This is a genomic window from Sporolactobacillus vineae DSM 21990 = SL153, assembly GCF_000377985.1.
GTDB classification, from domain to species: domain Bacteria; phylum Bacillota; class Bacilli; order Bacillales; family Sporolactobacillaceae; genus Sporolactobacillus; species Sporolactobacillus vineae.
Genome location: NZ_KB899042.1, coordinates 12650 through 38492 on the forward strand (window position 1 = coordinate 12650; position 25843 = coordinate 38492).

General features: G+C 51.2%; 23 protein-coding genes. 2 read left to right on the plus strand and 21 right to left on the minus strand.

All coding sequences use genetic code 11. The features are described 5' to 3' along the window. The first annotated feature begins 11 nt into the window (after positions 1–11). Positions 12–461 (plus strand): DUF2231 domain-containing protein, encoded by a 450-nt coding sequence (locus D889_RS0100065; protein WP_010630885.1) that lies wholly within the window; start codon positions 12–14, stop codon positions 459–461. A 126-nt stretch (positions 462–587) separates the two neighbouring features. Here D889_RS0100065 and D889_RS0100070 read toward each other — a convergent pair whose 3' ends face one another. The 16 genes from D889_RS0100070 to D889_RS0100155 form a co-directional block, all read right to left on the minus strand. Continuing rightward, positions 588–1052 carry a CBS domain-containing protein gene (locus tag D889_RS0100070; RefSeq protein ID WP_010630886.1) on the minus strand — a complete coding sequence of 155 codons (465 nt, stop codon included), beginning with the start codon at positions 1050–1052 and terminating at the stop codon, positions 588–590. Positions 1053–1186: 134 nt separating this feature from the next. Then, a complete protein-coding gene (locus tag D889_RS0100075) occupies positions 1187–1447 on the minus strand; it encodes a stage V sporulation protein S (protein WP_010630887.1) in 261 nt (86 codons plus the stop codon). A gap of 114 nt (positions 1448–1561) precedes the next feature. Then, a complete protein-coding gene (locus tag D889_RS0100080; RefSeq protein ID WP_010630888.1) occupies positions 1562–2356 on the minus strand; it encodes a TIGR00282 family metallophosphoesterase in 795 nt (264 codons plus the stop codon). A gap of 72 nt (positions 2357–2428) precedes the next feature. Beyond that, a complete protein-coding gene (gene rny / locus D889_RS0100085) occupies positions 2429–3985 on the minus strand; it encodes a ribonuclease Y (protein WP_010630889.1) in 1557 nt (518 codons plus the stop codon). 404 nt (positions 3986–4389) lie between these two features. Then, positions 4390–5454, minus strand: a complete 1065-nt coding sequence (recA, locus tag D889_RS0100090) for a recombinase RecA (RefSeq protein ID WP_010630890.1) — start codon at positions 5452–5454, stop codon at positions 4390–4392. Positions 5455–5559: 105 nt separating this feature from the next. Next, complete coding sequence (locus tag D889_RS0100095) at positions 5560–6804, minus strand: competence/damage-inducible protein A (RefSeq protein ID WP_010630891.1); 1245 nt, start codon at positions 6802–6804, stop codon at positions 5560–5562. Positions 6805–6890: 86 nt separating this feature from the next. After that, positions 6891–7469, minus strand: a complete 579-nt coding sequence (gene pgsA / locus D889_RS0100100; RefSeq protein ID WP_010630892.1) for a CDP-diacylglycerol--glycerol-3-phosphate 3-phosphatidyltransferase — start codon at positions 7467–7469, stop codon at positions 6891–6893. Positions 7470–7596: 127 nt separating this feature from the next. Further along, positions 7597–8505, minus strand: a complete 909-nt coding sequence (locus tag D889_RS0100105) for a helix-turn-helix domain-containing protein (protein WP_010630893.1) — start codon at positions 8503–8505, stop codon at positions 7597–7599. A gap of 349 nt (positions 8506–8854) precedes the next feature. Further along, a complete protein-coding gene (gene ymfI, locus D889_RS0100110) occupies positions 8855–9592 on the minus strand; it encodes an elongation factor P 5-aminopentanone reductase (protein WP_051001343.1) in 738 nt (245 codons plus the stop codon). Positions 9593–9676: 84 nt separating this feature from the next. Then, a complete protein-coding gene (locus tag D889_RS0100115) occupies positions 9677–11980 on the minus strand; it encodes a DNA translocase FtsK (protein ID WP_010630895.1) in 2304 nt (767 codons plus the stop codon). 238 nt (positions 11981–12218) lie between these two features. After that, positions 12219–13886 carry a ribonuclease J gene (locus D889_RS0100120; RefSeq protein WP_010630896.1) on the minus strand — a complete coding sequence of 556 codons (1668 nt, stop codon included), beginning with the start codon at positions 13884–13886 and terminating at the stop codon, positions 12219–12221. A gap of 241 nt (positions 13887–14127) precedes the next feature. Beyond that, on the minus strand, positions 14128–15036 hold the full coding sequence (dapA, locus tag D889_RS0100130) for a 4-hydroxy-tetrahydrodipicolinate synthase (RefSeq protein WP_010630897.1): 909 nt from the start codon (positions 15034–15036) through the stop codon (positions 14128–14130). Between the two features lie 5 nt (positions 15037–15041). Further along, positions 15042–16289 (minus strand): aspartate kinase, encoded by a 1248-nt coding sequence (gene dapG, locus D889_RS0100135; RefSeq protein ID WP_010630898.1) that lies wholly within the window; start codon positions 16287–16289, stop codon positions 15042–15044. 307 nt (positions 16290–16596) lie between these two features. Beyond that, a complete protein-coding gene (dpaB, locus tag D889_RS0100145; protein WP_010630900.1) occupies positions 16597–17187 on the minus strand; it encodes a dipicolinate synthase subunit B in 591 nt (196 codons plus the stop codon). Then, positions 17184–18080 carry a dipicolinic acid synthetase subunit A gene (gene dpaA, locus D889_RS0100150; protein ID WP_010630901.1) on the minus strand — a complete coding sequence of 299 codons (897 nt, stop codon included), beginning with the start codon at positions 18078–18080 and terminating at the stop codon, positions 17184–17186. Before dpaA ends, dpaB begins: the two co-directional genes overlap by 4 nt. Positions 18081–18280: 200 nt before the next feature. After that, positions 18281–19516 (minus strand): M16 family metallopeptidase, encoded by a 1236-nt coding sequence (locus D889_RS0100155; RefSeq protein ID WP_010630902.1) that lies wholly within the window; start codon positions 19514–19516, stop codon positions 18281–18283. A 275-nt stretch (positions 19517–19791) separates the two neighbouring features. On the opposite strand from D889_RS0100155, the gene D889_RS0100160 reads away from it, so the two are divergent. Beyond that, positions 19792–20133, plus strand: a complete 342-nt coding sequence (locus tag D889_RS0100160; RefSeq protein ID WP_026039006.1) for a nitrous oxide-stimulated promoter family protein — start codon at positions 19792–19794, stop codon at positions 20131–20133. Here the strand turns inward: D889_RS0100160 and D889_RS0100165 are convergent. The 5 genes from D889_RS0100165 to pnp all read right to left on the minus strand — a co-directional run bounded on the left by D889_RS0100165 (position 20128) and on the right by pnp (position 25805). Further along, the gene (locus D889_RS0100165) at positions 20128–20787 is read right to left on the minus strand and encodes a Crp/Fnr family transcriptional regulator (RefSeq protein ID WP_010630904.1); all 660 of its coding nucleotides are present in this window, start codon (positions 20785–20787) and stop codon (positions 20128–20130) included. The two genes, D889_RS0100160 and D889_RS0100165, sit on opposite strands and share 6 nt — an antisense overlap. Positions 20788–20811: 24 nt before the next feature. Next, a complete protein-coding gene (locus tag D889_RS0100170) occupies positions 20812–21342 on the minus strand; it encodes a ferritin-like domain-containing protein (RefSeq protein ID WP_010630905.1) in 531 nt (176 codons plus the stop codon). 7 nt (positions 21343–21349) lie between these two features. Further along, positions 21350–21577 (minus strand): heavy-metal-associated domain-containing protein, encoded by a 228-nt coding sequence (locus D889_RS0100175; protein ID WP_010630906.1) that lies wholly within the window; start codon positions 21575–21577, stop codon positions 21350–21352. 62 nt (positions 21578–21639) lie between these two features. Further along, on the minus strand, positions 21640–23526 hold the full coding sequence (locus D889_RS0100180) for a heavy metal translocating P-type ATPase (protein WP_238537546.1): 1887 nt from the start codon (positions 23524–23526) through the stop codon (positions 21640–21642). Positions 23527–23672: 146 nt separating this feature from the next. Then, entirely contained in the window at positions 23673–25805 is a 2133-nt protein-coding gene (pnp, locus tag D889_RS0100185) for a polyribonucleotide nucleotidyltransferase (RefSeq protein ID WP_010630908.1), read from the minus strand. Positions 25806–25843: the final 38 nt, after the last annotated feature.

The window sequence follows — 25843 nt, forward strand, 5'->3', positions numbered from 1 at the left end:
AGACGATTCAGTTGTTAAACACGCCTTTACACCCCTTGCTGGTACACTTTCCGATCGCTCTGCTGCTTGTCGGGACTGCTTTCCAGATCATTGCGCTGCGCCGTAGAGCATTTTTCGACCGGGCTGCTTTTGTTCTGCTTTTGCTCGGTTTTCTGTCCGGTGTTGCTGCGTTCCTGTCCGGATCCGGCGCGGAAAGATTCGCATCCGCCCACTGGGGAAATGCCTATCTCTCGATTGTCCATATTCATAAAGTGTACTCTGCCGTCACCATGCTGCTCTTCGGCGGTGCACTGGCCTTCAGAATGCTTCAGTATTTGACGAAGATCAGGTGGGTAATGCCCCTGGTTCTGATCTTGTGCCTGGCCGGATCATTTACTCTGGCCATGACCGGGCATTATGGCGGACAGATGGTTTATGTTCAAAAGCACGCGGAGATGCTGATCAGCAGTCAGATCCGGTAAAATGTTCCCTCTCATGCCAATATATGTACGATCCGGGAACAGGAAAAACCGGCGACATGGGATATATAGATTCCCGTCGCCGGCTTTTATTTTTATTTTCATTGGAAAGCAGCAGTCATGTTTGAATCATTTGACGTACAGGGCCTGTCCGACGATATGGCGGATGATATCGCTGCGGCTGATGATGCCGATCACTTCATTATGATCGTTAACCACAGGCAGCTTCTTGATATGTGCGCGACCCATTTGTTTTAAAGCCGCGTCGAGATCTTCATCCGGGCGGACAGAATAAAGATGTTTCCGGGTCATCACATCGCGAACTTTACCCTCGAGGAGATCCGAGAGCCCCTCATGAGTGACCTCAAGGCGGACTGCGGAAATCATGCTGTACGCATCATAGATCGCCTGATGTTTCGGTATCAGGGCACGAAGAATATCCCCGTCACTGACGAATCCGGTCAGTTTGTTCTCAGCATCAACGACCGGAACCCCGCCGACACGCTTCGCCGCCATCATTTTAATCAGAGATTCAACCGTATCGTCGTGATGGGCGAGAACAACTCCTTTGATCATCAGATCGCCAATTCTCATCATCTTCCGCCTCCCCTGCGCAGCTTACACTTTAAGTATACACTAAATCGACGTGGAAACGCTTTACCGATAAAAAATCAAGCAAGCAAAAAGTACCTGGCTGCCGCTCAGGGTGTCAGGTACCTTTTCATACATTATCTTGGTTCAATAATCAGTTTGATTGCCGTCCGTTCCGCTCCGTCGATCAGTATATCCGTAAAAGCCGGAATGCAGATCAGATCCAGACCGCTCGGAGCAACAAATCCGCGGGCGATGGCTACGGCTTTGACTGCCTGATTGAGTGCGCCCGCTCCAATCGCCTGAATTTCGGCCGTTTTTTGTTCCCGCATGGCATGCGCCAGGGCTCCGGCAACAGAGTTAGGTATCGATTTTGCTGAAACTTTCAACACGTCCATTTTCCCATTGTCATCTCCTTATGAGGATTGCCCATAATAAACTATATTCCACATAAAAAATGACTATGCCTTTCATTATCAGGGAAATGGACAGATCCGTATGCCTGAAGACGGTCAGTCAAAAAAAGGGTGATCGTCGTTGATCAGGATCCGGTTGATTGCTGTAGCCTTAGCTGTCTTAGGGTCGACTGTAATCAGCACGGCGCCCAGCTGGCCCGAGCCCTGTTCGCTTTCAAAACGCACCGGCATGGAAGTCAGGAAACGCCGGGTTACCGCGGCCCGGTCGACGCCGATAATGCCATTATACGGTCCGGTCATGCCGACATCGGAAAGATAGCCGGTGCCACGCGGAAAGATCCGCTCATCAGCCGTCTGAACATGCGTATGTGTTCCGACAACTGCCGAAACACGGCCGTCAAGATACCAGCCGAGCGCCAGCTTCTCACTGGTTGTTTCTGCGTGGATGTCCACAAAAATAACCGGTGTTTCCTTTCTTGCTTTGGCGACCAGCCGGTCCGCTGTACGGAACGGATCATCCAGCGGCGGAAGAAAGACGCGCCCCTGAAGATTAATCACCGCAATCTTCGTCTGATTCACCTGAATCACACGTAATCCGGTTCCCGGCGTCCCTTCTGGAAAATTTGCCGGCCGGACAAGCCTGTCAGCGTGGTCAATAAATTCAAAAAGATCCCGGTTATCCCAGGTATGATTCCCCATCGTCAGAATATCCGCACCCATGGCGAGCAGCTGATGATAAATCTTCTCCGTGATGCCTTTGCCATGTGCGGAATTTTCAGCATTAACAATGGTAATATTCGGATGGAACCAGCTTTTCATCCTGGGGAGATATTCCTGAAGCATCTCTCTTCCCGTTTTTCCGTAAATATCGCCGATAAATAGCAGTTTCATCAAATCCGCTCTTTTCTCTTCCGATTTACTCAGCTTAATAGTAAAAGAAAGCAGCGTATTGGCTGCTTTCTTTTACTTTGCATAATCTACTGCACGTGTTTCCCGGATCACAGTAACTTTGATGTTCCCCGGATAATCCAGCTCATTCTCAATCTTTTTGGTAATATCATGAGCTAACTGGAATGATTTCGTATCATCAATCACATCAGGCTGAACGATAATCCGTACTTCACGTCCGGCCTGAATCGCATACGACTTTTCAACGCCATCAAACGACTCGGAAATTTCCTCAAGTTTTTCCAGTCGATGAATGTACGTCTCAAGCGTCTCGCGACGGGCACCGGGACGAGCTGCCGACAGCGCATCAGCTGCCGCAACGAGTACCGAAATAACCGAAGTCGCTTCCGTATCGCCATGATGCGATGCGATACTGTTAACCACAACCGGATGTTCTTTGTACTTCGTTGCCAGCTCGACGCCGATCTCGACGTGGCTGCCCTCCACTTCATGGTCAATCGCTTTTCCAATGTCATGGAGCAGTCCGGCACGTCTGGCCAGCATTTCGTCTTCACCCAGTTCAGCTGCCATCATCCCCGCCAGGAACGCAACCTCCACGGAATGTTTCAGTACGTTCTGACCATAGCTGGTGCGGAAATGCAGACGACCGAGGATCTTGATAAGATCCGGATGGAGTCCGTGGATACCCACTTCGAAAGTGGTTTGTTCGCCATAGTCGCGAATCTTTTCGTCGACCTCATGGCGTGCTTTTTCAACCATTTCCTCAATCCGTGCCGGATGAATCCGCCCGTCCTGAACAAGTTTTTCCAGAGCAATTCTGGCAATTTCACGACGGATTGGATCGAAACCGGAGAGGATGACGGCCTCAGGCGTATCATCGATGATCAGATCAATACCCGTCAGTGTTTCAATCGTCCGGATATTTCTGCCTTCACGACCGATGATTCTGCCCTTCATCTCATCATTGGGCAGATTGACTACAGATACCGTTGTCTCGGCAACATGGTCTGCTGCGCAACGCTGGATTGCGAGAGAAATGATACTCTTCGCTTTCTTTTCCGCGTTGTCTTTCGCCTCAGTTTCGATGTTTTTGGCAATCTGGGCTGCCTCCCGGGATGTTTCCTGACGGACATCCTGAAGTATCAGCGATTTCGCCTCCTCAGTGGTCAGACCGGAAATCCGCTCCAGCTCACTCTGCTGTTTTTGTACCAGTTCCTCCACTTTGCTTTGTGTCTCTTCAATTTGTCGATGTTTTTTGCTAAGTGCGTCCTCCCTTTTATCCAATGAACTTTCTTTATTGTCAAGAGACTCGCTTTTGCGATCCAGCAGGTCCTCTTTCTGGACCAGACGATTTTCCTGCTTCTGAAGTTCATTTCTGCGTTCCCGGGCTTCATTTTCTGCCTGAGATCTGATCGAATGAATCTCATCTTTCGCTTCAAGCAGTTTTTCCTTTTTCAATGCTTCTGCATCGCGGTGTGCATCTTCGACGATCTGCTGTGCGGCAGCTTCAGCGGAAGCAATCTTAGCCTCGGCAATTTTTTTTCGAAAAAAATAACCAGCAATCAGACAAACTACAGAGATCAGCGCAATGGAGATGATTAGAAGAATCATGATTTCACCCCCTTGCTTTTCCAGATGACGAACAGTACGTTCATTGCTCTCAACCATAATCGGCACATTAACCGGCGCATCCGGGATACTTGAGGCTGCCGGGGAATGTATAGAGATGCCCCGGTCATTATCTTTTTCCCAACCCGGTCATCGATCGGATCAGGACGGTGTTCACTGGGTCAAGTGCCTTCCGGTAAAAAAGTTTACATATTCATCACATCAGTAACCTGACAGTTACAAGTTTATTTTATATTTGCCATTTTGGGTTGTCAACTTTGCATCACCTCCCCGGCAATAAAGTCGGCTGACAGACAACAGTAACCTTTTTTGATCTGTAAACGAAAAACCGCCTTCTCACAGGAAGACGGCTCCGAAACAATTATTCTCTTTTCATATTGGGACGCTCACTCGGTATCCTTGCCTGCCGGTTGCGTCTCTTTCGCTTTTTCCGGTTCCTCGGTATCTGTTTCATCATCGTCGAGGTGATAATGCGTCCGGATCGCTTTCTTAATTTTCTCTTTGACCGGTTCATTTTCCTGGAGGAAGAGCTTCGCATTCTCGCGTCCCTGGCCGAGCCTTTCTTTGTTATATGAGTACCATGAACCGCTCTTCTCCACAATGTCCAGGTCCGAACCGATATCCAGAATCTCCCCTTCGGACGAGATGCCCTTTCCATACATAATATCGACTTCAGCCTGTTTAAACGGCGGCGCCACTTTATTTTTGACAACTTTAATTCTTGCCCGGTTGCCGACGATGTCGTTGCCCATCTTCAATGTTTCGGCACGTCTGACTTCAAGGCGAACGGAAGAATAAAATTTCAGTGCACGTCCCCCGGGTGTCACTTCCGGATTGCCGAACATGACGCCGACTTTTTCACGAATCTGGTTGATAAAAATCGCAACGGTTTTTGATTTGCTGATTACTCCGGAAAGTTTCCTCAGCGCCTGAGACATCAGACGTGCCTGAAGCCCTACGTGAGAATCCCCCATCTCGCCCTCAATTTCCGCTTTCGGAACAAGCGCGGCCACAGAGTCAATCACAATGATATCAATCGCACCGCTTCTGACCAGTGCCTCCACAATTTCCAGTGCCTGTTCGCCGGTATCCGGCTGGGACAGCAGCAGCTCATCGATATTCACACCGAGATTTTGTGCATACACGGGATCCAGGGCATGTTCGGCATCAATAAAGGCGGCCTGACCGCCGGCATTCTGCACTTCAGCAATGGCGTGGAGGGCAACCGTCGTTTTACCCGAAGATTCAGGACCGTAAATCTCAATGATTCTGCCGCGGGGATAGCCGCCGACCCCTAACGCAATATCCAAAGCCAGTGAACCGCTGGACACCGTAGACACACGCTGATCCGGCTGTTCGCCCAGTCTCATAATCGAACCTTTTCCAAATTGCTTTTCAATCTGGCGCAACGCACTGTCCAGCGCTGCCTTTCTTTCCTTGTTTTCAGCCATTGTCCCAGTCATCTCCTCATGCTTCGTATTATTATCATACCTTTTTTTATAAATAAGCACAACTGTTCCCACGAATATATATTCGCTTTTTGCACATTCTGTCTGTCAGTGCAGATCCGGAAGGTGGGAAAGGTATCTTCTGACCATATCCAGACCGGTTTTGACCGAGCGGATCCGGATCATCCGGCGTGTTCCGCTGAGGTGGCAGAGAATGCTCCGTGCACCCCTCTGATCCGCAAACCCGATATAGACCGTACCGACATCCTTCCCCTCACTCTTGTCCGGACCGGCGACGCCTGTGAAACCGACGCCGATATCTGCATGGCACAGTGAGCGGACGGATGAAGCCATAAGTTCTGCACAGCGGGCACTGACCGCCCCGTCGTGATCGAGAACTTCAGCAGGAACATGGAGTACATCCTGCTTCACCGCATTCGTATAGCAGACCACGCCGCCCATCAAAACGGATGACGCACCGGGGAATGCTGTGATCCATTCGGAAGCCATGCCGCCCGTCAGACTCTCGGCAAACGCGATGGTCTTTTTCTCAGCCTTTAGTTTCCGGAATACCACGTCAGCCAGTGAATCCTCGCCATAGCCGTATAAATAGGCACCGACGCGCTGATCGATCGCCTGTTCTGTGCGGTCGAGCAGTTTCTTCGCTTCCTGCGGCCGGTCATGACGGGCCGTCAGCCGGAGGGTCACTTCGCCCTCCTTGGCCAGCGGTGCGATCGTCGGATTGGACTGGGCATCGATCAGATCAATGAGCCTGGTCTCAAGCTGAGATTCACCGATGCCGAAGAAACGCAGCACACGTGAATGAATCTCAGGGGCATGATTTTTGGCCAGATAGCTTCCGGCAAAATCGAGAAACATCGGTTTCATTTCTGAAGGAACACCCGGCATCAGCAGGAATGTCTTGCCGCTGTTTTCAATAATCATGCCCGGCGCCATCCCGTGTCTGTTGGGAAGTATCGTGCTCCCGTCGACGACGAGCGCCTGTTTCCGGTTATTTTCCGTCATCTCACGGCCTGTTGTCTTGAAATAATTCCGGATCTCGTCCATGGCCTGAGTGTCCAGAACCATTTTCCGTCCAAGCACTTCTGCTACCGTTTCTTTTGTCAGATCATCCTCCGTCGGTCCCAACCCGCCTGTAAAGATCAGCAGATCGGCACGCGATTCGGCAATCCGGATCGACTGAATCAGCCTGGTCCTGTTATCACCGACAACCGTCTGAAAATACACATTGATTCCCAGACCGGCCAGCTGTTCCGAAATAAACTGAGCATTCGTATTGGCGATCTGACCGAGGAGCAGTTCCGATCCGACCGCGATAAGTTCTGCATTCATTAAGCCTTACTCCTGTCTTTTTAACCATTCAATCAGTCTCTCAATTCATTATCAGCCACTCAGCTGTCAGCTGCAACTCCCGATACTTATTTAGACCGAAGCAGCACCTGACGATTTTTGATGAAATAATCGGCTCCGGACAAGATGGTCAGTACAACGGCGATCCAGAGCAGGATCTGTTCCAGGGGAAAGCCGCTGAGACCAAAGGGAATATTATTGAAAAGGAAAAAAATGATGGCGAGCATCTGAAAAAGCGTCTTCCATTTTCCCATTTTGCCTGCCGCAATCACGTCGCCCTCGCCTGCCGCAACAAGCCGCAAACCGGTTACCGCAAATTCTCTGGCCAGTATCACAATCACCATCCATGATGCCATCCGGCCCATACCGGCGAGCGACACGAAGGCACTCATGACCAGCAGTTTGTCAGCCAGCGGATCGGAAAACTTTCCGAAATTAGTAATCAAGTGCCGTTTTCGGGCAATTCGGCCGTCAAACCAGTCGGTTACTGAGGCAAGAACAAAGATGATGCCGGCTATGGCCTGCGAGACAGGAAGGGTATAGGTTCCGGAACCCAGAGTACCCAGGTGCATCGGCACAAGCAGGAAGATCAGAAACACGGGGATCATAAACATACGGGTCACTGTTAATTTATTAGCGATGTTCACGGCAAAATCCTCCTATTCAGACCAACAAAGATTCTTTCTTTTTCCACAGTGACACAGAAATGTCACATGGCCATGCCATAAAGAAACGGAGCCGCCTGTTCCTGCTGACTCCGTTAGTTATACAAAGTTATTTACTGTAATTAATCACAATGTTCTGCACGGTATTGCCACTGGGGAATGTAAAATTCTGACCATTGATTTTGAGCTGCGTATAAGGCACCGCCCCAAAGCTCAGCTTCAGTGACTGCACATTAGCGGCATTAATGTGAACCGACTTCGGCCCGGCCGTCGAGACAACCCCCTGCTTGATTACCTTGCCTGATTTAGCGTCACTTGCCTCGAACCAGGCTTTCGGCCCGTTTTTCAGAGCGACGACAACATCGAATTTCTGTGTGCCGGTCAGTGTGTAAGTTGAGGTTGTCCCCTGCGTGCTGTCCTTCTTAAGCGTCTGCTGTACTGAAGAAGATGAAGATGACGAACCGGCCGTACTCCCTGAATCCGACGAAGCTGCACTGCTGTCTGAACTGGAGCTGCTGCCGCTGAACGAGACCGACGAACCGCTGTTCGGGCTGCCTGCTGTTCCGTTATTTCCTTTATTGCTCATGACCCCGGTAATCAGCAGATAGGCCACCATCAGGATAATGAGCACGATGACGACCACGAGTGCCCGGTTGATAAAGGAGGACAGCCGGACAGACCCTCCTCTGCCTTCGCCACTGCCGGACCTGCTTGTCCGCGCAGTCTGAGCAGGTTTTGCCCCGCTCGGCGGAAGTGTCCGAATCTCCGGCTGATCATGATGCAGCGTCGGTATTTCCGAACCATATTGTTGAATCAGAGCACTGAAATCAAGACCGACTGTCTCGGCGTAGCTCTTGATAAACGCACGGATATAAAAAGTGCCCGGCAATTGTTTATAATCCCCATCTTCAATTGCTTTCAGATAACGCTTCTGAATCTTTGTCCTTTCCTGCAGATCATCCAGAGAAAGCTCTTTCTGCTCACGGGCTTCCTTCAACGCCTGACCTAATTCACTCACGAATAACACCTGCCATAATTAATTAACAAAATCAGATCCGGATCGGTCTGTTTCACTGCCTTCTGTCATTAGCCCGTGTTCCTCCGGCACAGAGCCTTCACAGCACCTGTCTCCTGCGGATAAAAAAGCGACGAGCAGACGACGTACACTTTCAGCCAATCCATGAAAACGCAGCCTTCAGACCGAATCTTTCCACTCCCTGTTAATATTATCATATTCCTTACTTTTTAACGATAGGATCCGCCAAACTTGTCTGCTGTTTTTCGGGTCAGGCACTCGCTTTCCCGCGGGGAATGTGTGCGCCGCCATAATGGTTCGTTCACTCGCGGCAAACGGAATATGCCCTCCTTCAGCAGTACCAGGCCCCGTTCTCCGAGATCACCTGACCATTCAGATAGCCGGCATCCGGTCCGAGCAGGAACTGAACCAGTGCGGCAATCTCTTCCGGACGGGCAAAACGGCCGGCCGGGATTTCCGATCTTACCTCCTCCTGATCCGATTCACTGAAAAGCTTCATCATCGGCGTATTCACTGCGCCGGGTGCCACCGCATTTACGGTGATATGGCTCGGCGCCACTTCCTTGGCCAGTGCCTTGACAAACGTGTTCTGGCCGCCTTTGACCATCGAATAGAGGACTTCTGTCGATGCACCGGTCAGGCCCCATATTGAGGTGATGAAGACGATCCGGCCGTCCTGTTCTCTGATCATCGGCTGAATCAGCGACTGGATCAGACGAAACGGACTGGTCAGCTGCAGCTGAACCAGTTCGCGGACCACCGGTTCCGGAGTATCCTGAAACAGCCCGACTTCACTTTTCCCGCAGTTGTAAACTACACCGGTCACCGGAAGCCGGATCTGACGGAGCAGCTTGTCCGGACCGTCCGGCTCAGAAAGATCGGCCTGAACACAGCTGAAGACCTGATCCGGATAAGCCTTCTCAAGACCACGGGCAAGTTCAGCGGCACTTTTCCTGTCCTGATGGAAATGGAGATATAATGAATTGCCTGACCCGGCCAGTTTCCGGGCAATCGCCCGGCCGATCGTTCCACTGGCACCGGTAATCAGTATATTTTTCAGCTCAATCATCCCCGGGAAAAAAATCATCCGGCCGCTAAGAAACGGCCGATAGAAAATATTCACTTAATAAATATTCGGTCAGAAAACCACGACTCAGCGGGTAGTTGCTTCATCAGTCGGTTTCGGGATCAGAACAGCACGCGGTTTGCTGCCTTCATAGGGACCGACGATATGCCGCTCTTCCATCGCATCGATCAGTCGCGCCGCGCGTGTATACCCGATCCGGAACCGGCGCTGGAGCATGGAAACACTCGCCGTCTGGACACTGGCGACCAGCTGCACGGCATCATCATAAAGTTCGTCATCCACTTGCTCTTCTTTGCGGCTCTCCGGATGCTCATCGGGGATCATATCCTGCCGATAATGAGCCTTCTGCTGACCGATGACATACTGAACCACTTTTTCCACTTCATGGTCCGAAAGAAAAGCACCCTGAATGCGAATCGGCTTCGACGCACCGATCGGTAAGAACAGCATATCCCCCTTGCCCAGCAGCTTCTCCGCCCCTCCGGAGTCCAGAATCGTCCGTGAATCCATCATCGATGAAACGCTGAACGCGATTCGTGACGGGATATTTGCCTTGATCACACCGGTGATGATATCCACTGAAGGTCGCTGTGTGGCGATAATCAGGTGGATACCTGCTGCTCTGGCCATCTGTGCCAGCCGGGTCACAGTTTCTTCGACTTCCTTTGATGCGACCATCATCAGATCGGCCAGTTCATCGATAATCACAACGATATAGGGCATCAGCGGCTGCTTCTCGTCATGCTCCGCATTGTATTTTCTGACCGCTTCATTATAGCTTTCCAGATTGCGCGTCCCGCTCTCGGAAAAAAGCTCATACCGTCGTTCCATTTCCCCAAGCACATTATTCAGGCCCTGGGCCGCTTTCGCCGGATCGGTGACGACAGGCGTCAGCAGATGCGGAATCCCGTTATAGACATTGAGTTCAACCATTTTCGGGTCGATCATGAACAGTTTGACCTCACTTGGTTTGGTTCGCATCAGCAAGGTCACGATAATGCTGTTGATACAGACACTCTTGCCGCTGCCGGTCGCTCCGGCAACAAGCAGGTGCGGCATCTTATTCAAATCGGATAAGATCGGTTCACCGGATATGTCGCGTCCGAGCCCGATGGTCAGTTTGGATTTTGCCCGCTGTGCATTTTTCGACTCGAGTACTTCACGAAGCCCGACCATCGCCACTTCCTGATTCGGGACCTCCACGCCGACCGCCGACTTGCCGGGAATCGGCGCTTCAATCCGGATCTCCTTGGCCGCCAGCGCCAGTGCCAGGTCGTCGCTCAGACTGAGAATCCGGCTGACTTTAACGCCGGCTTCAGGATAAACCTCATAGCGGGTGACTGCAGGTCCGAGGTGAATTTCCCGGACAGCCGCATGCACACCGAAACTCTCAAAGGTCCGTTCCAGAATTTTAGCATTCTCGGCAATGCGTTTACGCTCATTATTCTGCGCATTCTTCTTCGGAATATTGAGCAGGTCCAGCGGCGGAAGTGTGTAATCCTCATTTTCTGCCGTCTCTGTCACAAATTCATCAGCCGTCTCATGCTCCGGAGCGGAGGAATGATCTTCAGCAACCGGCTGCTTCGGCGGCTGCACGTCCGCCGCCATCGTCTGCCGCTCATTGAAATCATGAATTTCCGGTTCCGGATAAGGAGGCTCCTCCTGGAGAGGGTTAATGGGTGCCTCCGGTTCAGACGGCTTGCGCCTTCTTTTCCGTGTCTCCTTCTTTCTCTGCAGCATTTCCCCGATGGATTTCCGGATCCCGGTCAGGCTCTGAACGATACTGCGGAACAGGCCGCCGAACAGCTTCTTCAAGGTATCGCGCAGCGACCGGCCGGTGATCAGTATTCCGGAGATCAGGATCAGCAGAGCAGAAATAAATAACGTACCTGTTGTCGAAAACAGGTAATGAGAAAAGGCGAAGAAAACGGCGCCGATCATACCGCCTCCCAGACCATGCGGCGGCATGGAGCCGGTCAGCTCACCGCGAAAAAGCAAAAATGTATTAAAGATGACGGAACGGTTCTGCCACTGATTCACTGCAGACAGTGTTTCAAACAGCCGGACATGCCCGATCAGCATCAGTGATAAAGAGAGTATGTAGAAACCGGTCAGCCGGCGCGTAAAAAAGACCGGCTGGCGGCGAAACAGTACGTAATAAACTGAAAGCGCAAGCGAATACAAAAGCAGGATGATCCACCAGTCTCCGGCAAAAAAGCGGCAGACTTCCTTGATGACCTGACCGGCAGCGCCAAGCGCGCTGATCCCGATACAGGTCAGAGCAAACATGCAGAGTCCGCCGACTTCATAAATCAGCGTCTCTTTCCATCCTTTTCGTGCACGTGCGCGTTTCTGCTTTTTGCCCGACATAGTTACACCTCTGGAAATAGTAAGAGTCACCGTTTCCCGCCCGATTTGCAATGCGCTGATCAAATCGAGGCGAGCCACCTGATACAAACACCTCATTCTAATTTACTCTATTATTATCAGTCTCGCAAAGTCCGGCTGAACCCTTTATTCGTTATCCGCTGCAAATATTCCTTCCGTGCGCATAAAAGAGTATGAATGAACGAAGATCGAAAAAAATCAGGCCCTCAGGACCTGATTTTTAAAATTCCATGATAATTGGCAGTATCATTGGACGGCGTTTGGTTTGATCAAAAAAGAAACGACTCAGTGCATCACGGATTCCATTTTTCAGCGATGACCATTCGGAAACGTGCTGCGTCAATGCTTTTGACAACACTTCGGAAACAATCTGATTTGCCTTATCCAGCAGGTCTTCCGACTCCCTGACATAGACAAATCCCCGAGTAATGATTTCCGGTCCGGCAAGAATCCGTTTTGTTTTTCGGCCCAGAGTGACGACAATGACTACTGTACCGTCCTGCGAGAGCAGGCGACGATCCCTGAGCACAATATTACCGACATCACCGACACCCAGACCGTCAACGAGCAGCTGCCCGGCAGGTACCGAATCGGTCTGCCTTGCTTCGCCCTCAGTAAATTCGACAACATCGCCGCGGTCGAGCAAGAATACCCGATCAGCCGAAATTCCCATCGATTCGGCGATCTCCTGATGAACACGCTGCATTTTGAATTCACCGTCAATGGGAACCAAATATTTCGGACGAGTGAGCTGAAGCATTAATTTAATGTCTTCTGCAGATCCATGACCGGAAACATGTACCGGTTTGCCGAAAATTACATCTGCCCCGTCGCTCATCAGTTGATCGATTGCGTTCGTGACCGTCTTTTCATTGCTTGGTGTCAATGAAGCGGCATAGATAATCAAATCGTTTTCTCTGAGTTTTAATTTTTTATGCACATGATTAGCCATACCTGTTAAAGGCGTCAGTGGATCCCCGTCCGGTCCGCTGGTCAGAACGGCCAGCTTCTCAGCAGGATAACCCGACGCTTTTTCCCAGCTCAGAAAAGCATTGTCAGGTGCCTTCAAAAAGCCATCTTTAATCGCGAACGAAATGGTATTCTCCAGAAATTTACCATCGACGGCAACTTTACGTCCGTGCCGCACACACGCATTGACAAACTGCTGGATGCGATAAAGATTGGTTGCATGAATGGCCACAATGACCCGGCCGGCCGCCGTATAGAGAATATTGTTAAACGCATCTCCAATTGCTGAATCCGACGGTGCCTTTCCGGGAATTTCCGAGTGCTTGCTGTCGGCCAGAAGGCAAAGCACACCTTCGTCCCCCAGCGACGCCAGTTTGCTGACTTCCGTCCGCACGCCGCCGACAGGTGTAAAATCGAACTTGTAGTCGCCTGTGTGGACGATATTGCCCTGCGGTGTATGAATGGCAATACCGATGGCATCCGGAACACTGTGATAGGTCCTGAAAAAGGAAAAACGATACTGGCCGATCTTTACTTCCTGATCCGGATCTATCGTGATCAGGGAAACATTCTTATCGCTTTCTCCGGCACTTTTCAAGCTTTCCTGAACCAGTTGCAGTGTCAGCCTGGTTCCATAAACGGGAACATTTAATTCTTTCAACAGATACGGCAGCCCGCCGATATTCGCCAGGTGGCCATGTGTCAGCAGCACAGCCCGGACCTTACTCTTCTTCTCCACCAAGTAAGATACATCCGGAATGACTGTATCCACACCCAGCATATCTTCGTGCGGGTGCATCAAACCTGCATCAATAATATAAATGTCATGACTTGATTCAATGACCGTCATATTATTTCCAATTTCGCCAACGCCGCCCATTGCGTAGATTCTGATGCCATTACGCTTCGAATGTGACAATGGGCATTCCTCCTATTTAATTAAACAAACAGTCATCGCTTTGACCCGAACTAATCATTGCCCTTATTATAACCAAACGGCTGATTAAAGTACAATGATTCCGCCGATCTCCCTGAAACTAGCCGGATGCTTCATCAGTGAGACGGCAGAAAGTCATTTGCAGCATCCGGTACTTGAAAACGCGCATGAAAAAGAGGCAAATAAGAATCGGTCCTTACTTGCCCCTGAATCATCGATCAAATCATTTTGATGTCTGACCGGCTGCGTTTCCTTCAGTTTCTTCGTATTTCCGGTATATGGCCGACAACTTGTTGAATTCAGCCGCTGTAAGTGGAACCATCGGCAGCCGCACACCACCGACAGAGATGCCGAGACTGTCGAGCATCGCCTTGACCGGAGCCGGACTGGGCTGAGCAAACAGTGCCCGCATAAACGGCAGCATCGCCCGGTGCTCTGACGCTGCAGCATCATGATCCCCATTCAGGAAATGACCGATCATCTGTTTCATTTCCGGACCGATGATGTGTGAAGCGACAGAGATCACGCCCTGACCGCCGATCGACATAATCGGCAGCGTCAGCCCGTCATCCCCGCTGTAAAGATGGAACCGGTCATCCGTACCGCTGATGATTGCAGCCATCTGATCCAGATTACCGCTTGCTTCCTTGACCGCAACAATGTTCTTGATCTTTGACAACCGGATAATCGTTTCAGCCTCAATATTCACTTTGGAACGTCCCGGAATGTTATAGATGACCACAGGGACATCGACACTGCCGGCAATGGCCTTGTAATGTTCAAAGATGCCTTCCTGGTTCGGCTTATTGTAAAATGGCGCCACGGCCATGATCGCGTCGACGCCAAGCTTTGCCGCTTCTTTCGAAAATTCGACGGAGTGATGCGTATTATTCGTGCCGGTGCCGACGATGACTTTAAGCCGCCCGTTCGATACATTGACGACGTGCTTGAAAAGTGCCAGTTTCTCATCATCGGAAAGGGTCGGTGATTCGCCGGTCGTCCCGGCGACGACAACTCCGTCTGATCCGGTTTCGATAAGATGTTCCAGTAATGCCGTCGTTCTTTCCAGACTTAATGCTCCATGTTCATCAAATGGGGTAACAATTGCTGTCAGCAATCTCCCAAAATCCATTTTTCTCACTCCTGTTTTGGATGTTCCAGATTCACTGTTTTGCGGTCGGTTTCAAGATGAAAGGCATGATGCAGCGCATTGACCGCAAGTTCCATTTTATCCTGACGGACAAGAACCCAGATGGTGTTGTGTGAATCTGATGACTGGAGAATCCGAATGCCTTGATCGGTCAATGCATTGACGATCCGCGAGGCAACGCCCGGCATGCCGGCCATGCCGGCACCGACCGCCGATACTTTGGCACAGCCCTTCAAAACCTCAGGTTCATAACCCATCGAACGCAGTATCCGGACGGCACGGTCCGTCATCTTTTCCATGACTGTATAAACGACACCGTTCGGGCTGATGTTAATCAGGTCCACACTGATTTCCTGCTCCGCCATGGCTTTGAAGACCTTGGCCTGCAGATCGTAATCGTTCTTTCCTGCCCGGACGCGGATCTGAGTCACGCCCTTCACGTACGTAATCCCGGCCACCGGCAGTTCGGTCATGTCCCTGCCCCGCTCCGGGCGGTTGATCATTGTCACCAGCGTTCCCGGACTGTCCGAACCGGTTGAACGGATATGAAGCGGAATCTTGGCCTGCATCGCAATTTCCACGGCACGCGGGTGAATGACCTTTGCGCCCTGATAGGCCAGATTGCAGACCTCACTGTATGTCAGAACAGATAATTGCCGTGCATCCCTGACAATCCGGGGATCGGCAGTCATCACGCCGTCGACATCCGTGAAGATATCAATCCATTCCGCATCAACGGCTGCCCCCAGAGCTGCAGCCGAGGTGTCGCTGCCGCCACGGCCAAGCGTCGTGATTTCACCGTCACGTGTCTGTCCCTGGAAGCCGGCAACAACTACCGCATCAAGCTCTTCCAGACGTTTCAGAAGAGGATTGACCTTCATTTCAATAATCTTGGCATCGTTAAATGAATCATTTGTCCGGAATCCGGCCTGAGCACCCGTCATCGCCTCTGACTGGATACCGGCCGCCTTTAACAGCCCTGAGAAGACGATCATCGAAATCGTTTCCCCGCAGGACATGAGAATATCCCGTTCACGAGGTGAACTAAGGGATTCATTTACCAGACTGAGCAGCGTATCTGTGGCATAAGGATCACCTGTCCGGCCCATCGCCGAGACAACCACGATGACCTTATAACCTCTCTTTACGGCACGCAGCACATGATTTACTGCATGTTTCCTCATTTCTTCGTTCTGGACCGAAGTCCCGCCGAATTTTTGTACAATGATTTTCAATCTCTAACCGCCCCTTCAGTTCCACAGGATGATCGGTGTCTGTGCCATCTTCCGGCGTCCGTCCCGACTTTACTCCTGTCTGAACCCTTTTCTGTCCGGATTTCAGGAAGCACACCATCATTTGAAGCAGCATTTTCAGGTAAATGCCATTCCTTCTGAACCGGCCTCTGCGGGTTTGTCATTTTTTTATTATATAATCATTGCAAGTTGAAGAAAAGGGAGAATCCGGTCTAACCTTTTCATCTCCCTGATAACCTTCATTATTTTAGCATATTCCAATCGAATTGGCTGAACTGAAATTTGGATATTACTGATTTTTGGGCACAAGGACCGGCTGCAGCTGTCTGCCCTGGATGGCCGACTCAACAGTGTCCTGAAGCAGATCCATTTTCCCGACCAGCGAGTTGGGTTTTTTTACCGGATCATCCTGACCGAAAGGGATAAAATAAATATTCTTTGCCACAATCAGCTTCGCAATATTCTGCAGGCTGAGACTCAGGCCATCGTTGGTTGAAATGCCGAGCACCACCGGCTTACCGTTTCTAAGCGTCGCTTTTGCAGCCATCAGAACTGCCGAATCGGTCTGAGCGTTCGCCATTTTGCTGAGTGAATTACCCGTGAGCGGCGCGATCACCATACAGTCCAGCGGTGTGCTCGGGCCATACGGTTCGGCATCGACAATGCTGCTGACTACCGGCCGGCCGGTCAGAGATTCCACCTTCGCCACCCAATCCTTCCCGTCACCGAAGCGGGTGACGGTATTCGCCACGGTATAAGTCACAAACGCCGTCACCTGAGCTCCGGCATCGATGAGCTTCTGCACCTGGGGCACGACCTGGCTGTAAGTGCAATGTGAACCTGTGATACCGAAACCGATATGTGTCTTTGAAAGTGTCACTCTGACTCTTCCCCCTTTAATTTATCCTGAAGCAGTTCGGCGATCACATTGGCGATGATTCTGCCGGCTGTTTTCGGTGCGACCAGTCCCGGCAGTCCCGGAACAAGCAGCGCTTTGATCCCGCGTTTTTTCGCATAACGAAAATCGGTGCCGCCGGGCTTCGAAGCGACGTCAACAATAAGACTGTCCGAGGGCATTCTGGATAGGACGCGGCTCGTCAGGACGAGCGCAGGTATCGTGTTGATACAAATCTCGTTATCCTGAACTTCCTTTTCCAGTTCTTTCAGGTGAAATGCGGCCACACCCATCTCTGTTGCCCGGGCAATGTGTTCCGGTTCCCGGTCGCCGACCTTCACCTGTGCGCCAAGGGCATGAAACGCCCTGGCCAGACTCATGCCGGTTCTGCCGAGTCCGAGCACGATGATGCGTGCACGATGGATGGTGATGTCCGTATTCTGAATCACGACCATAAGGGTCCCTTCCACTGTCGGGATCGAATTATAGATGGATACGTCGTCACGCTCAAAGAGACGGATCACTTGTCTTTTCGTTTCCTTGGTAAGTTGATTCAGGAATGCAGTTGCAATCCCCGAATAAATCACACAGTGTTCAGGAGTTTTTTCGACCCAGTCCCTGGTCAACCGGATCGTTCCATTAGAAAATGTGGTTTCGATCTGACCTTGATCGTCTGTACCGCTTACAGGCAGAATGAGACTGTCAATTTCTTCCGGATGCAGCTCATCCATTGCTACCTTGGCAGCACCATTGAAGTTCCTGTCAAGCTGATCAAAGCCGACAAGCGAGATACGGGCATCCAGGCTAATCAATTTCTCAATCACCTGAATCTGCCGTGCATCGCCTCCCAGGACCACAATATGCCTGTTTGTCAGCATCTGGCCTTAACCTCCGCATCAGCCGATCTCGGAACCTTTTCCGCATCAGCCGATAATTCATTCAATACTTTATCGTATGACAAAAGCCTGCCGACGTGAGAACGGCAGGCACACAAAAAGGGACCAGACAAAACCGGACCCCGTTTACACAAAAACATTAAGTTGACTATCGCACAAAGCGAAACAGATCGTGAAGGAAATCAGATGGCTTCAGGCAGCCGGCCGGTCGGACTGACCACGGAACACGAATAAGGAGTATTGAATATCCGTTCGGCCGCTTTCTGCACCTCTTCAGGCGTCACCGCATCGATTCTGCGGATCATCTCGTCAACCGAGCGGTCGTGCCCCAGAATCAGTTCGTTCTTTGCATTCCGGCTCATCCGGCTGTTCGTACTCTCCAGGCCGAAAATCATACTTCCCTTGATCTGCGCCTTGCTGCTTTGCAGTTCCTCATCCGTAAGGCCTTCGTCAACCATCGTATGAATCGTTTCGATCATTGTTTTTCCGAGTTCGCCAACCTTGTCTGCCGCCGTACCGCCGTAGACGGTCAGCAGACCGCTGTCTTTGAATGCCGTATGGAAGGAGAAAATCGAATAGGCCAGGCCGCGTTCCTCACGCACTTGCTGAAACAGCCGGCTGCTCATCCCGCCGCCCAGTGCATTGTTCATAACGATCAGCGGAATGATTTCTTCATTATTACTGGATACACCTTCAAAGCCGAAACAGATATGTGCCTGCTCCGTTTCTTTCTTCCTGGCAATTTTTCCAGGACTGAATGAAGGGGCGGGCTGGCGCTCTGCTCCTTCCGGCACCGTATATTGAGCGAATAGCGCATCGATCTCCGCAATAAAATCCTCACTGATATTTCCGGCGACCGAGACAACAATATTGTCCGGAGTATAGTGGGTGTGCATATGCTTTCTCAGATCATCCGGCTTAAAATCAGCCAGTGTCCGCTTTGTGCCCAGAATCGGATACCCGAGCGGATGATGCGCGAAACTCGCCGAACTCAGTAAATCGTGCACCAGGTCATCCGGCGTGTCTTCGTACATTTTTATTTCTTCTCCGATCACTTTTTTCTCTTTATCCATATCGGCGACATCAAAGCGAGAATGAAAGAACATATCGGCCAGAATGTTCAGTGCATAGGATGCATCCCGGTCCATAACCTTAGCATAATAGCACGTGCATTCTTTGGACGTAAACGCATTCACCTGTCCGCCGATGCGATCAAACGCTTCAGCGATCTGCTTGGCCGTCCGTGTCTTTGTGCCCTTGAACAGCATATGCTCAATAAAATGTGAGATCCCGTTATTGGCCGTATTTTCATAACGCGACCCTGTACCGACCCAGATTCCAAGACTGACGGACCGGACGTAAGGTATTCTTTCAAGGAGAATACGGACGCCGTTGCCTGCGACATGTTTGATAACCAAAAATAAATCCCCCTGTGTCTCTATGAAACAATCATTTAAATTACATTATAATATAGCACGTAAAAAAATATGAGACAATGCAAGATTATTTTTGTGCGGGTGCCGGCATGGAAAAAGCCGTCTTAGGGATCGGTCAAGTCTGACGCATTGATCCAGGTCATATCCCTTCGGCTGCTTTTGTTTTACGATACAGTCAGATACGATTTACTCCCCGCGTTACGCCTGCATCCTATCGGCGCCGACACGGCATACTCTCATAAAAGAAGGAATGCACTTTGCCTAGGAAAATAAACGATGGCCCGGTGATCCGAGAAGAACAAGAAACCGTTGTGAAAATGATCGGCATCTACTGCCGCAAGAAACACCGTCGTAAAGACTTGTGCGAAAGCTGCCGTGATCTGGAGCGTTACGCGCTGATGCGGCTTTCGTACTGCCCTTTCGGGGAGAACAAGGGCGCCTGTTCCAACTGCAAAGTCCATTGTTACCGGCCGGAATACCGGAGAAAAATAAAAACTGTGATGCGCTATTCCGGTAAGTGGATGCTGCTCTGCCATCCCATTTTTTCAATTACGCATTTAATGAAGAAAAAAAAGGCGATCACGACCCATCGGTCATAACCGCGTCATTTCTTCGAGTTTCTGAGGCTCACAGATCGTTATGCGACGCCATTTCCGTTGAATCAGCCCTTGTTCCTCAAGCTGGCGGAAGGTCCGGGACAGTGTTTCTGCGGTTGTCCCCAGAAATCCAGCAAGTTCTTTCATCTTGAGCGGCAACTGGAATGTGGCTCCGCTCTCCGTTTTATTTAAGTTGGTCAGATAAGTGGCCAGCCGTGACGCCACCGTTCCGAGCATCAATAAACGTGCCTGTTCTTCAATAGAAACGATTTTCGCAGCATTGCTTTCCAGCAGCTTGAGGCTCAATTGAGGATCGTCCTGCAGCAGCCGGACAAAATCCTGTCGCCGCAGAATGCAGGCTTTTGTTTCCTGTAAAGATTCGGCAAACAGATTGTTGTTTTCGGCGCCCAGCAGTGCCGCTTCACCTTCGTAGCTTCCGGGCCCGATGATACGCAGCAGCTGTTCTCTTCCTGAAGGTGACAGCTGATACACCTTCATTGATCCGCCTGCCACAATCACCAGTTGCGGCTCCCCGTCCGGACGGATGATCTGCTCGCCTTTATGGTAGGTGCGATCATAGATCCGGTTGTTAATCTTGTCCAGATCCCGATCTTCAAGATGGCTGAATAATGGTACCAGAGTGGCACAATGCTGCATCGCGATCACCTCCACTTCACGGAACTAATCCTCTTCATCCGCCGCCGTTTCGAATTTTGTGCCGGTATACGCGTGAATCAGCCGGTTCTGGTGATTCATCCAGCCCTGAAGCCCGATCAGAAAATGCTGCAGCGGGAACGCTCCTTCTTGTTCCGCCAGTTTGATCCCGCGAGTCAGAAAAAGAAGCTGTGTGTCAAAATCCTTCCCTGCAGCTTCCAGCATTGCCGGGGCAGATTCATACTTGAATTTTCCACTCTCTTCAATCATAGAATAGCGGGTGAATTCAGCCGATGTTGTCGGAATCACTTCATGTTCATCTAACATCAATTCGGCCAGCCGGTCAAATTGCCGGTCTTCTTCCAGAGCCAGACCCTGAAAAAAGCGGCGGACCAACGGGCCCCTGTCTCCTGAAACAAAATATGCCCCCTGACTGAGCTTATTGCGATGTATCTTCAGGTTCGCTAATATATGACCGACCATTGCTCCGGCCGTCGGGGTGTGATGATCTCTCTCACTCTGTGCCAGCTCTGTCTGATACTGTTCATCGATCGTCATCGTCCATTCACACTCCTTGTTTCATTTTGACAGACTGAACCGCAAAACCCAGCTTTTCAATAACAGCGGACAGTTCAGATGCTGTGACCTGGTCAGGATCAATGGTGGCCTTGACCTTGCTCGCATTAAACAGGACGCGCACGTCTTCGACCCCTTTTTGTTTCTTAAGCGCCGTGTCAATCTTCTGCATACATGAGGGACAGGTTAATTCATCCAGTTGCATGATTATTTTCATTCTTTTCTCCTCCTTTTTAAATTAAGCATAAGTCCGTTCACATCCGGATAAATTGATCGTCATCAAGTTCTTGCCGATTTCCGGAATCTTCCCGGCCGGTAGCCGAGCAGGCGCATCGCATTAGCTACAACGATCAGAATACTGAGCTCATGAATCAGCATTCCGCCGGCCATGTCAATCATTCCGGCAATGAGTCCGGCCAGCAGCAGCAGAACCGTAGCAAGTGCAATGCCAATGTTCTCTTTCATGTTTCCCACCGTCTTCCTCGTCAGCCCATAAGCATGCACCAATTCGGAAAAACGGGAACGCATCAGAACGAGGTCGGAGGTCTCCACAGCCACGTCTGTCCCATGACCCATAGCAATCCCAATCTCCGCCGCTGCGATCGACGGGCTGTCATTGATTCCGTCGCCGATAAACGCAACGTAATGACCGTCCTTTTTTAACTTTTCAACATAAGCAGCCTTATCTTCCGGGAGTAACCCGGCACGAATCTTATCAATCCCCGCCTGTTGTCCGATCGCTTCAGCCGTCTGCCGGTTGTCTCCGGTCAGCATGATCACCTGGCGAATCCCATGCTTGCGCAGCCAGGCCAGTGCTGAGGGAACATCGTCCCGAAGCCGGTCAGCCACGGCAAAAATACCAATTAGGCTGTCAGTTCCGGCAAAGAGAACCGTCGAAACGCCTGCACGGCGCATCTGGTCCAGTTTGCGAAGCTGTGCCGCTTGCAGACGGATGCCTGCTCCCGTCACCAACTGCTCGCTTCCGATCAGATAGATCCGGCCGTCCGCTTCCGCACGAATTCCTTTTCCCTTGATCACCATGGTTTTCCGGACTGCGACTGGGCGGAGCAAGGCTTTTTTCTCTGCATAAGCAACAATCGCCCGGCCCAGCGGATGATCAGACTCTTTTTCTATGGCTGCCGCAACAGCAAGAAGATCGTCAAAATCGTCACGATATGCAGCAACATCGGTCACTTCGGTCTTGCCGCGAGTGAGTGTTCCTGTCTTATCGAACACCAGCGTATCGACCCGGCTGAATTTGCTCATGATCTCGCCGCCTTTGATCAGTACACCATGTTTTGCACCGTTTCCGATGCCGGCGACATTTGATACCGGAACGCCGATCACCAGTGCCCCCGGACATCCCAGCACCAAAAGCGTGACGGCCAGGCGCAGATCCCGCGTCCACAGCCAGACCGCCAGTGTGAGCAGCAGCACGATCGGCGTATACCCCCTGGAAAACCGGTCAATGAATCGTTCTGTATGCGACTTGCTGTCCTGGGCTTCTTCAACGAGTTCGATCATCTTACCGAACGTCGTATCCTCTCCGATCCGCTCGGCTTCAATGTGTAAGGTCCCGTTATCAAGAAAAGTACCCGCAAACACCATCTGCCCCGTTTCCTTCCTGACCGGCCGCGACTCGCCGGTGACACTGGCTTCATCAAGATAGCCGGAGCCGCTGATAATCCGGGCGTCCACCGGTACCTGAGCCCCCGTTTTCACGAGCAGATGATCTCTCTTCTGCACCTCATCGACGTCAACCTGAACCCATTGGTTGCCCTCCTTCCGCCACGCTGTCGACGGGACCATTTCTGTCAGTTCTCTTACCGATTGTCTCGTCTTTGCCAATGCTTTACGTTCGAGGATGTTGCCGAACAGGAAGAGAAAAGTCACGATCGCCGACTCGGCAGCCTCACCGATCAGAAATGCGGCGGTAACGGCAATGCTGATGAGCAGTTCGATACTGATCGTGTGTACTCTCAGCGCCTGAACCGCGCTCAGAAAAACAGGCAGAAAACCAATCAGGGAAGCGATGCCGAGGCTCAAGAGATAGCCTGGCTGCCAGTGAAGCAAAAGAAGGCTCAGATAACCTGCGGCAATCCATCCCCCGCAGCTCCAGGTAATCGCCGCCAAATTGCGCTGCGTCCATTGAAGTAATTTCATCATTTTCTCACGCCCTTTCATTTTGCTGCCCCTAGTGTAAGCCGGCACCGCAGCAAAAAAATTGACGGGCATCAAGATGATCGAAAGTTTAACCGGGCGAAAAAAAAAGAACCGGCACAAAGCCGATTCCCGATGAACCGCAAACAGGATTATTGCTGACGATCTGCCGATGCATTGTCCGGCAGCAGTGCTTTCCGGGATAATTTGATCCGGCCCTGCCGGTCGACATTCAGCACTTTGACGCGCATTTTCTCTCCAGGTTTCACGATATCCTCAATACGATCTATTTTTTTATGATCCAGTTCCGAAATATGTACAAGTCCCTCTTTGTGGCCGAATAAGCGAACAAAGCAGCCGAAATTTTCAATTCTCGTGACCGTTCCGTTATAAATTTCACCGGTTTTGACTTCCCGAACCAGATCTTCGATGATCCTTTTCGCCTGTTCGCCTTTATCTTCACTCACAGAAAAAATCATAATTGATCCGGTTTGCTGAATATCAATTTTCACACCGGTTTGTTCGATGATCTTGTTGATTACCCGTCCGTTTGAACCAATCACATCACGGATTCTGGACGGATCGATGGTCATTCGCAGAATTTTCGGGGCAAAAGCCGACAGGTGAGGACGCGGCTCAGAAATGGCCGCCGACAGTGTCGCGAGAATCTTCAGTCTCCCTGCTCTTGCCTGTTCCAGCGCCTGCGATAAAATCTCACGAGTAACACCGCTTATTTTGATGTCCATCTGCAATGCGGTTACGCCCTTTTCTGTGCCCGCGCATTTAAAGTCCATATCGCCCAGCGCGTCTTCCATGCCCTGAATATCAGTCAGGATGACGATATCCTCGCCATGTTTCACGAGCCCCATGGCAATGCCGGCGACCGGTGCCTTGATCGGTACCCCGGCATCCATTAAAGCCAGTGTGCTGCCGCAGATGCTGGCCTGTGACGATGAACCGTTGGATTCGAGCACTTCGGAGACGCAGCGTATCGTGTAAGGAAAAGCTTCAGCAGACGGAATGACCGGCGCAAGAGCACGTTCGCCGAGCGCGCCGTGTCCGATTTCCCGGCGACCCGGTGATCGCGACGACCTGGTGTCCCCGGTACTGAAACCCGGAAAATTGTAATGATGAATAAACCGTTTTGTATGCTCCGCGGAAAATCCGTCCATGATCTGTTCCTCACTGAGCGGCGCCAGTGTACAGGTACTGAGTGCCTGAGTCTGGCCGCGCGTAAACAGCCCTGACCCATGGACCCGCGGAAGCAGCCCGACGCGCGCAAAGAGCGGTCTGATTTCATCGATCCTGCGGCCATCCGGACGGCGATGCTCCCGAACAATCATTCGGCGTACTTCTTCCTTAAGCAGGTCATGCAATAATTCTTCGACGATTTCCGGATGCACAGCTGGCTCGCGATCCTGATACTCGGCGGCGATCTGAGTCATAACAGCATGATTGACTTCGCTGATCGCCGCATCCCGCGCCTTTTTCTCCTCAACCCGCATCGCCTGATTGAGCTTTTCTCCAGCCAGTTCACGTACCCGGGCCGCCAGTTCATCATCTGCTTTATAGATCGTTGGCGTCATTTTCTTCCTGCCAATTTCGGAGACGATCCTTTCTTCAAAAACGATCAGTTTCCGGATTTGCTCCTGGGCGAACATTAATGCGTCCAGAATCACTTCCTCCTGGACCTGATCGGCGCCGGCTTCAACCATATTAATCGCATCTTTTGTTCCGGCAACGGTAAGATGCAGATCACTGACCCGTTCCTGAGCAAGCGTCGGATTCACAACGAATTGACCGTCAATTCGTCCGATGATGACGCCGGCAACCGGGCCGCCGAACGGAATAGCCGATAGCGACAGGGCGAGTGATGAACCGATCATGGCAGCCATCTGTGCACTGCAGTCAAAATCAAGGCTCAGCACCATATTGTCGACCAGCACTTCATTTCTGAACCCTTCAGGAAACAGCGGGCGGAGCGGGCGATCAATCAGCCGGGCCGAGAGCGTTGCCTGATCAGCGGGACGGCCCTCCCGTTTCAGATATCCGCCCGGCAGCTTGCCGACAGCGTAGGAACGTTCCTCAAAGTTTACCGTCAACGGAAAAAACGAACTGTCCTTAGGTTGTTTCGATGCTGTTGCTGTCGACAGCACTACCGTATCGCCATAATAAACCAGAGCGGCTCCGTCAGCCTGTTTGGCCACTTCGCCGCATTCGATACGGAGCGGACGTCCGGCCCAGTCCAGTGTATATACCGATTTCTTCTGCTGCTCCGATTCCATTCCTCTGAGGCACCTCCTTTCTCTCGATCCATACAATG

What these genes read in the sequence shown, in the direction of transcription:
- D889_RS0100070 (WP_010630886.1), bottom strand. Translation starts at nt 1,052, where the DNA reads ATGAGAATTGGCGATCTGATGATCAAAGGAGTTGTTCTCGCCCATCAC.
- D889_RS0100075 (WP_010630887.1), bottom strand. Translation starts at nt 1,447, where the DNA reads ATGGACGTGTTGAAAGTTTCAGCAAAATCGATACCTAACTCTGTTGCC.
- D889_RS0100080 (WP_010630888.1), bottom strand. Translation starts at nt 2,356, where the DNA reads ATGAAACTGCTATTTATCGGCGATATTTACGGAAAAACGGGAAGAGAG.
- rny (WP_010630889.1), bottom strand. Translation starts at nt 3,985, where the DNA reads ATGATTCTTCTAATCATCTCCATTGCGCTGATCTCTGTAGTTTGTCTG.
- recA (WP_010630890.1), bottom strand. Translation starts at nt 5,454, where the DNA reads ATGGCTGAAAACAAGGAAAGAAAGGCAGCGCTGGACAGTGCGTTGCGC.
- D889_RS0100095 (WP_010630891.1), bottom strand. Translation starts at nt 6,804, where the DNA reads ATGAATGCAGAACTTATCGCGGTCGGATCGGAACTGCTCCTCGGTCAG.
- ymfI (WP_051001343.1), bottom strand. Translation starts at nt 9,592, where the DNA reads ATGATTGAGCTGAAAAATATACTGATTACCGGTGCCAGTGGAACGATC.
- D889_RS0100115 (WP_010630895.1), bottom strand. Translation starts at nt 11,980, where the DNA reads ATGTCGGGCAAAAAGCAGAAACGCGCACGTGCACGAAAAGGATGGAAA.
- dapA (WP_010630897.1), bottom strand. Translation starts at nt 15,036, where the DNA reads ATGGATTTTGGGAGATTGCTGACAGCAATTGTTACCCCATTTGATGAA.
- dpaA (WP_010630901.1), bottom strand. Translation starts at nt 18,080, where the DNA reads ATGCTGACAAACAGGCATATTGTGGTCCTGGGAGGCGATGCACGGCAG.
- D889_RS0100165 (WP_010630904.1), bottom strand. Translation starts at nt 20,787, where the DNA reads ATGCAGCATTGTGCCACTCTGGTACCATTATTCAGCCATCTTGAAGAT.
- D889_RS0100170 (WP_010630905.1), bottom strand. Translation starts at nt 21,342, where the DNA reads ATGACGATCGATGAACAGTATCAGACAGAGCTGGCACAGAGTGAGAGA.
- D889_RS0100175 (WP_010630906.1), bottom strand. Translation starts at nt 21,577, where the DNA reads ATGAAAATAATCATGCAACTGGATGAATTAACCTGTCCCTCATGTATG.
- D889_RS0100180 (WP_238537546.1), bottom strand. Translation starts at nt 23,526, where the DNA reads ATGATGAAATTACTTCAATGGACGCAGCGCAATTTGGCGGCGATTACC.
- pnp (WP_010630908.1), bottom strand. Translation starts at nt 25,805, where the DNA reads ATGGAATCGGAGCAGCAGAAGAAATCGGTATATACACTGGACTGGGCC.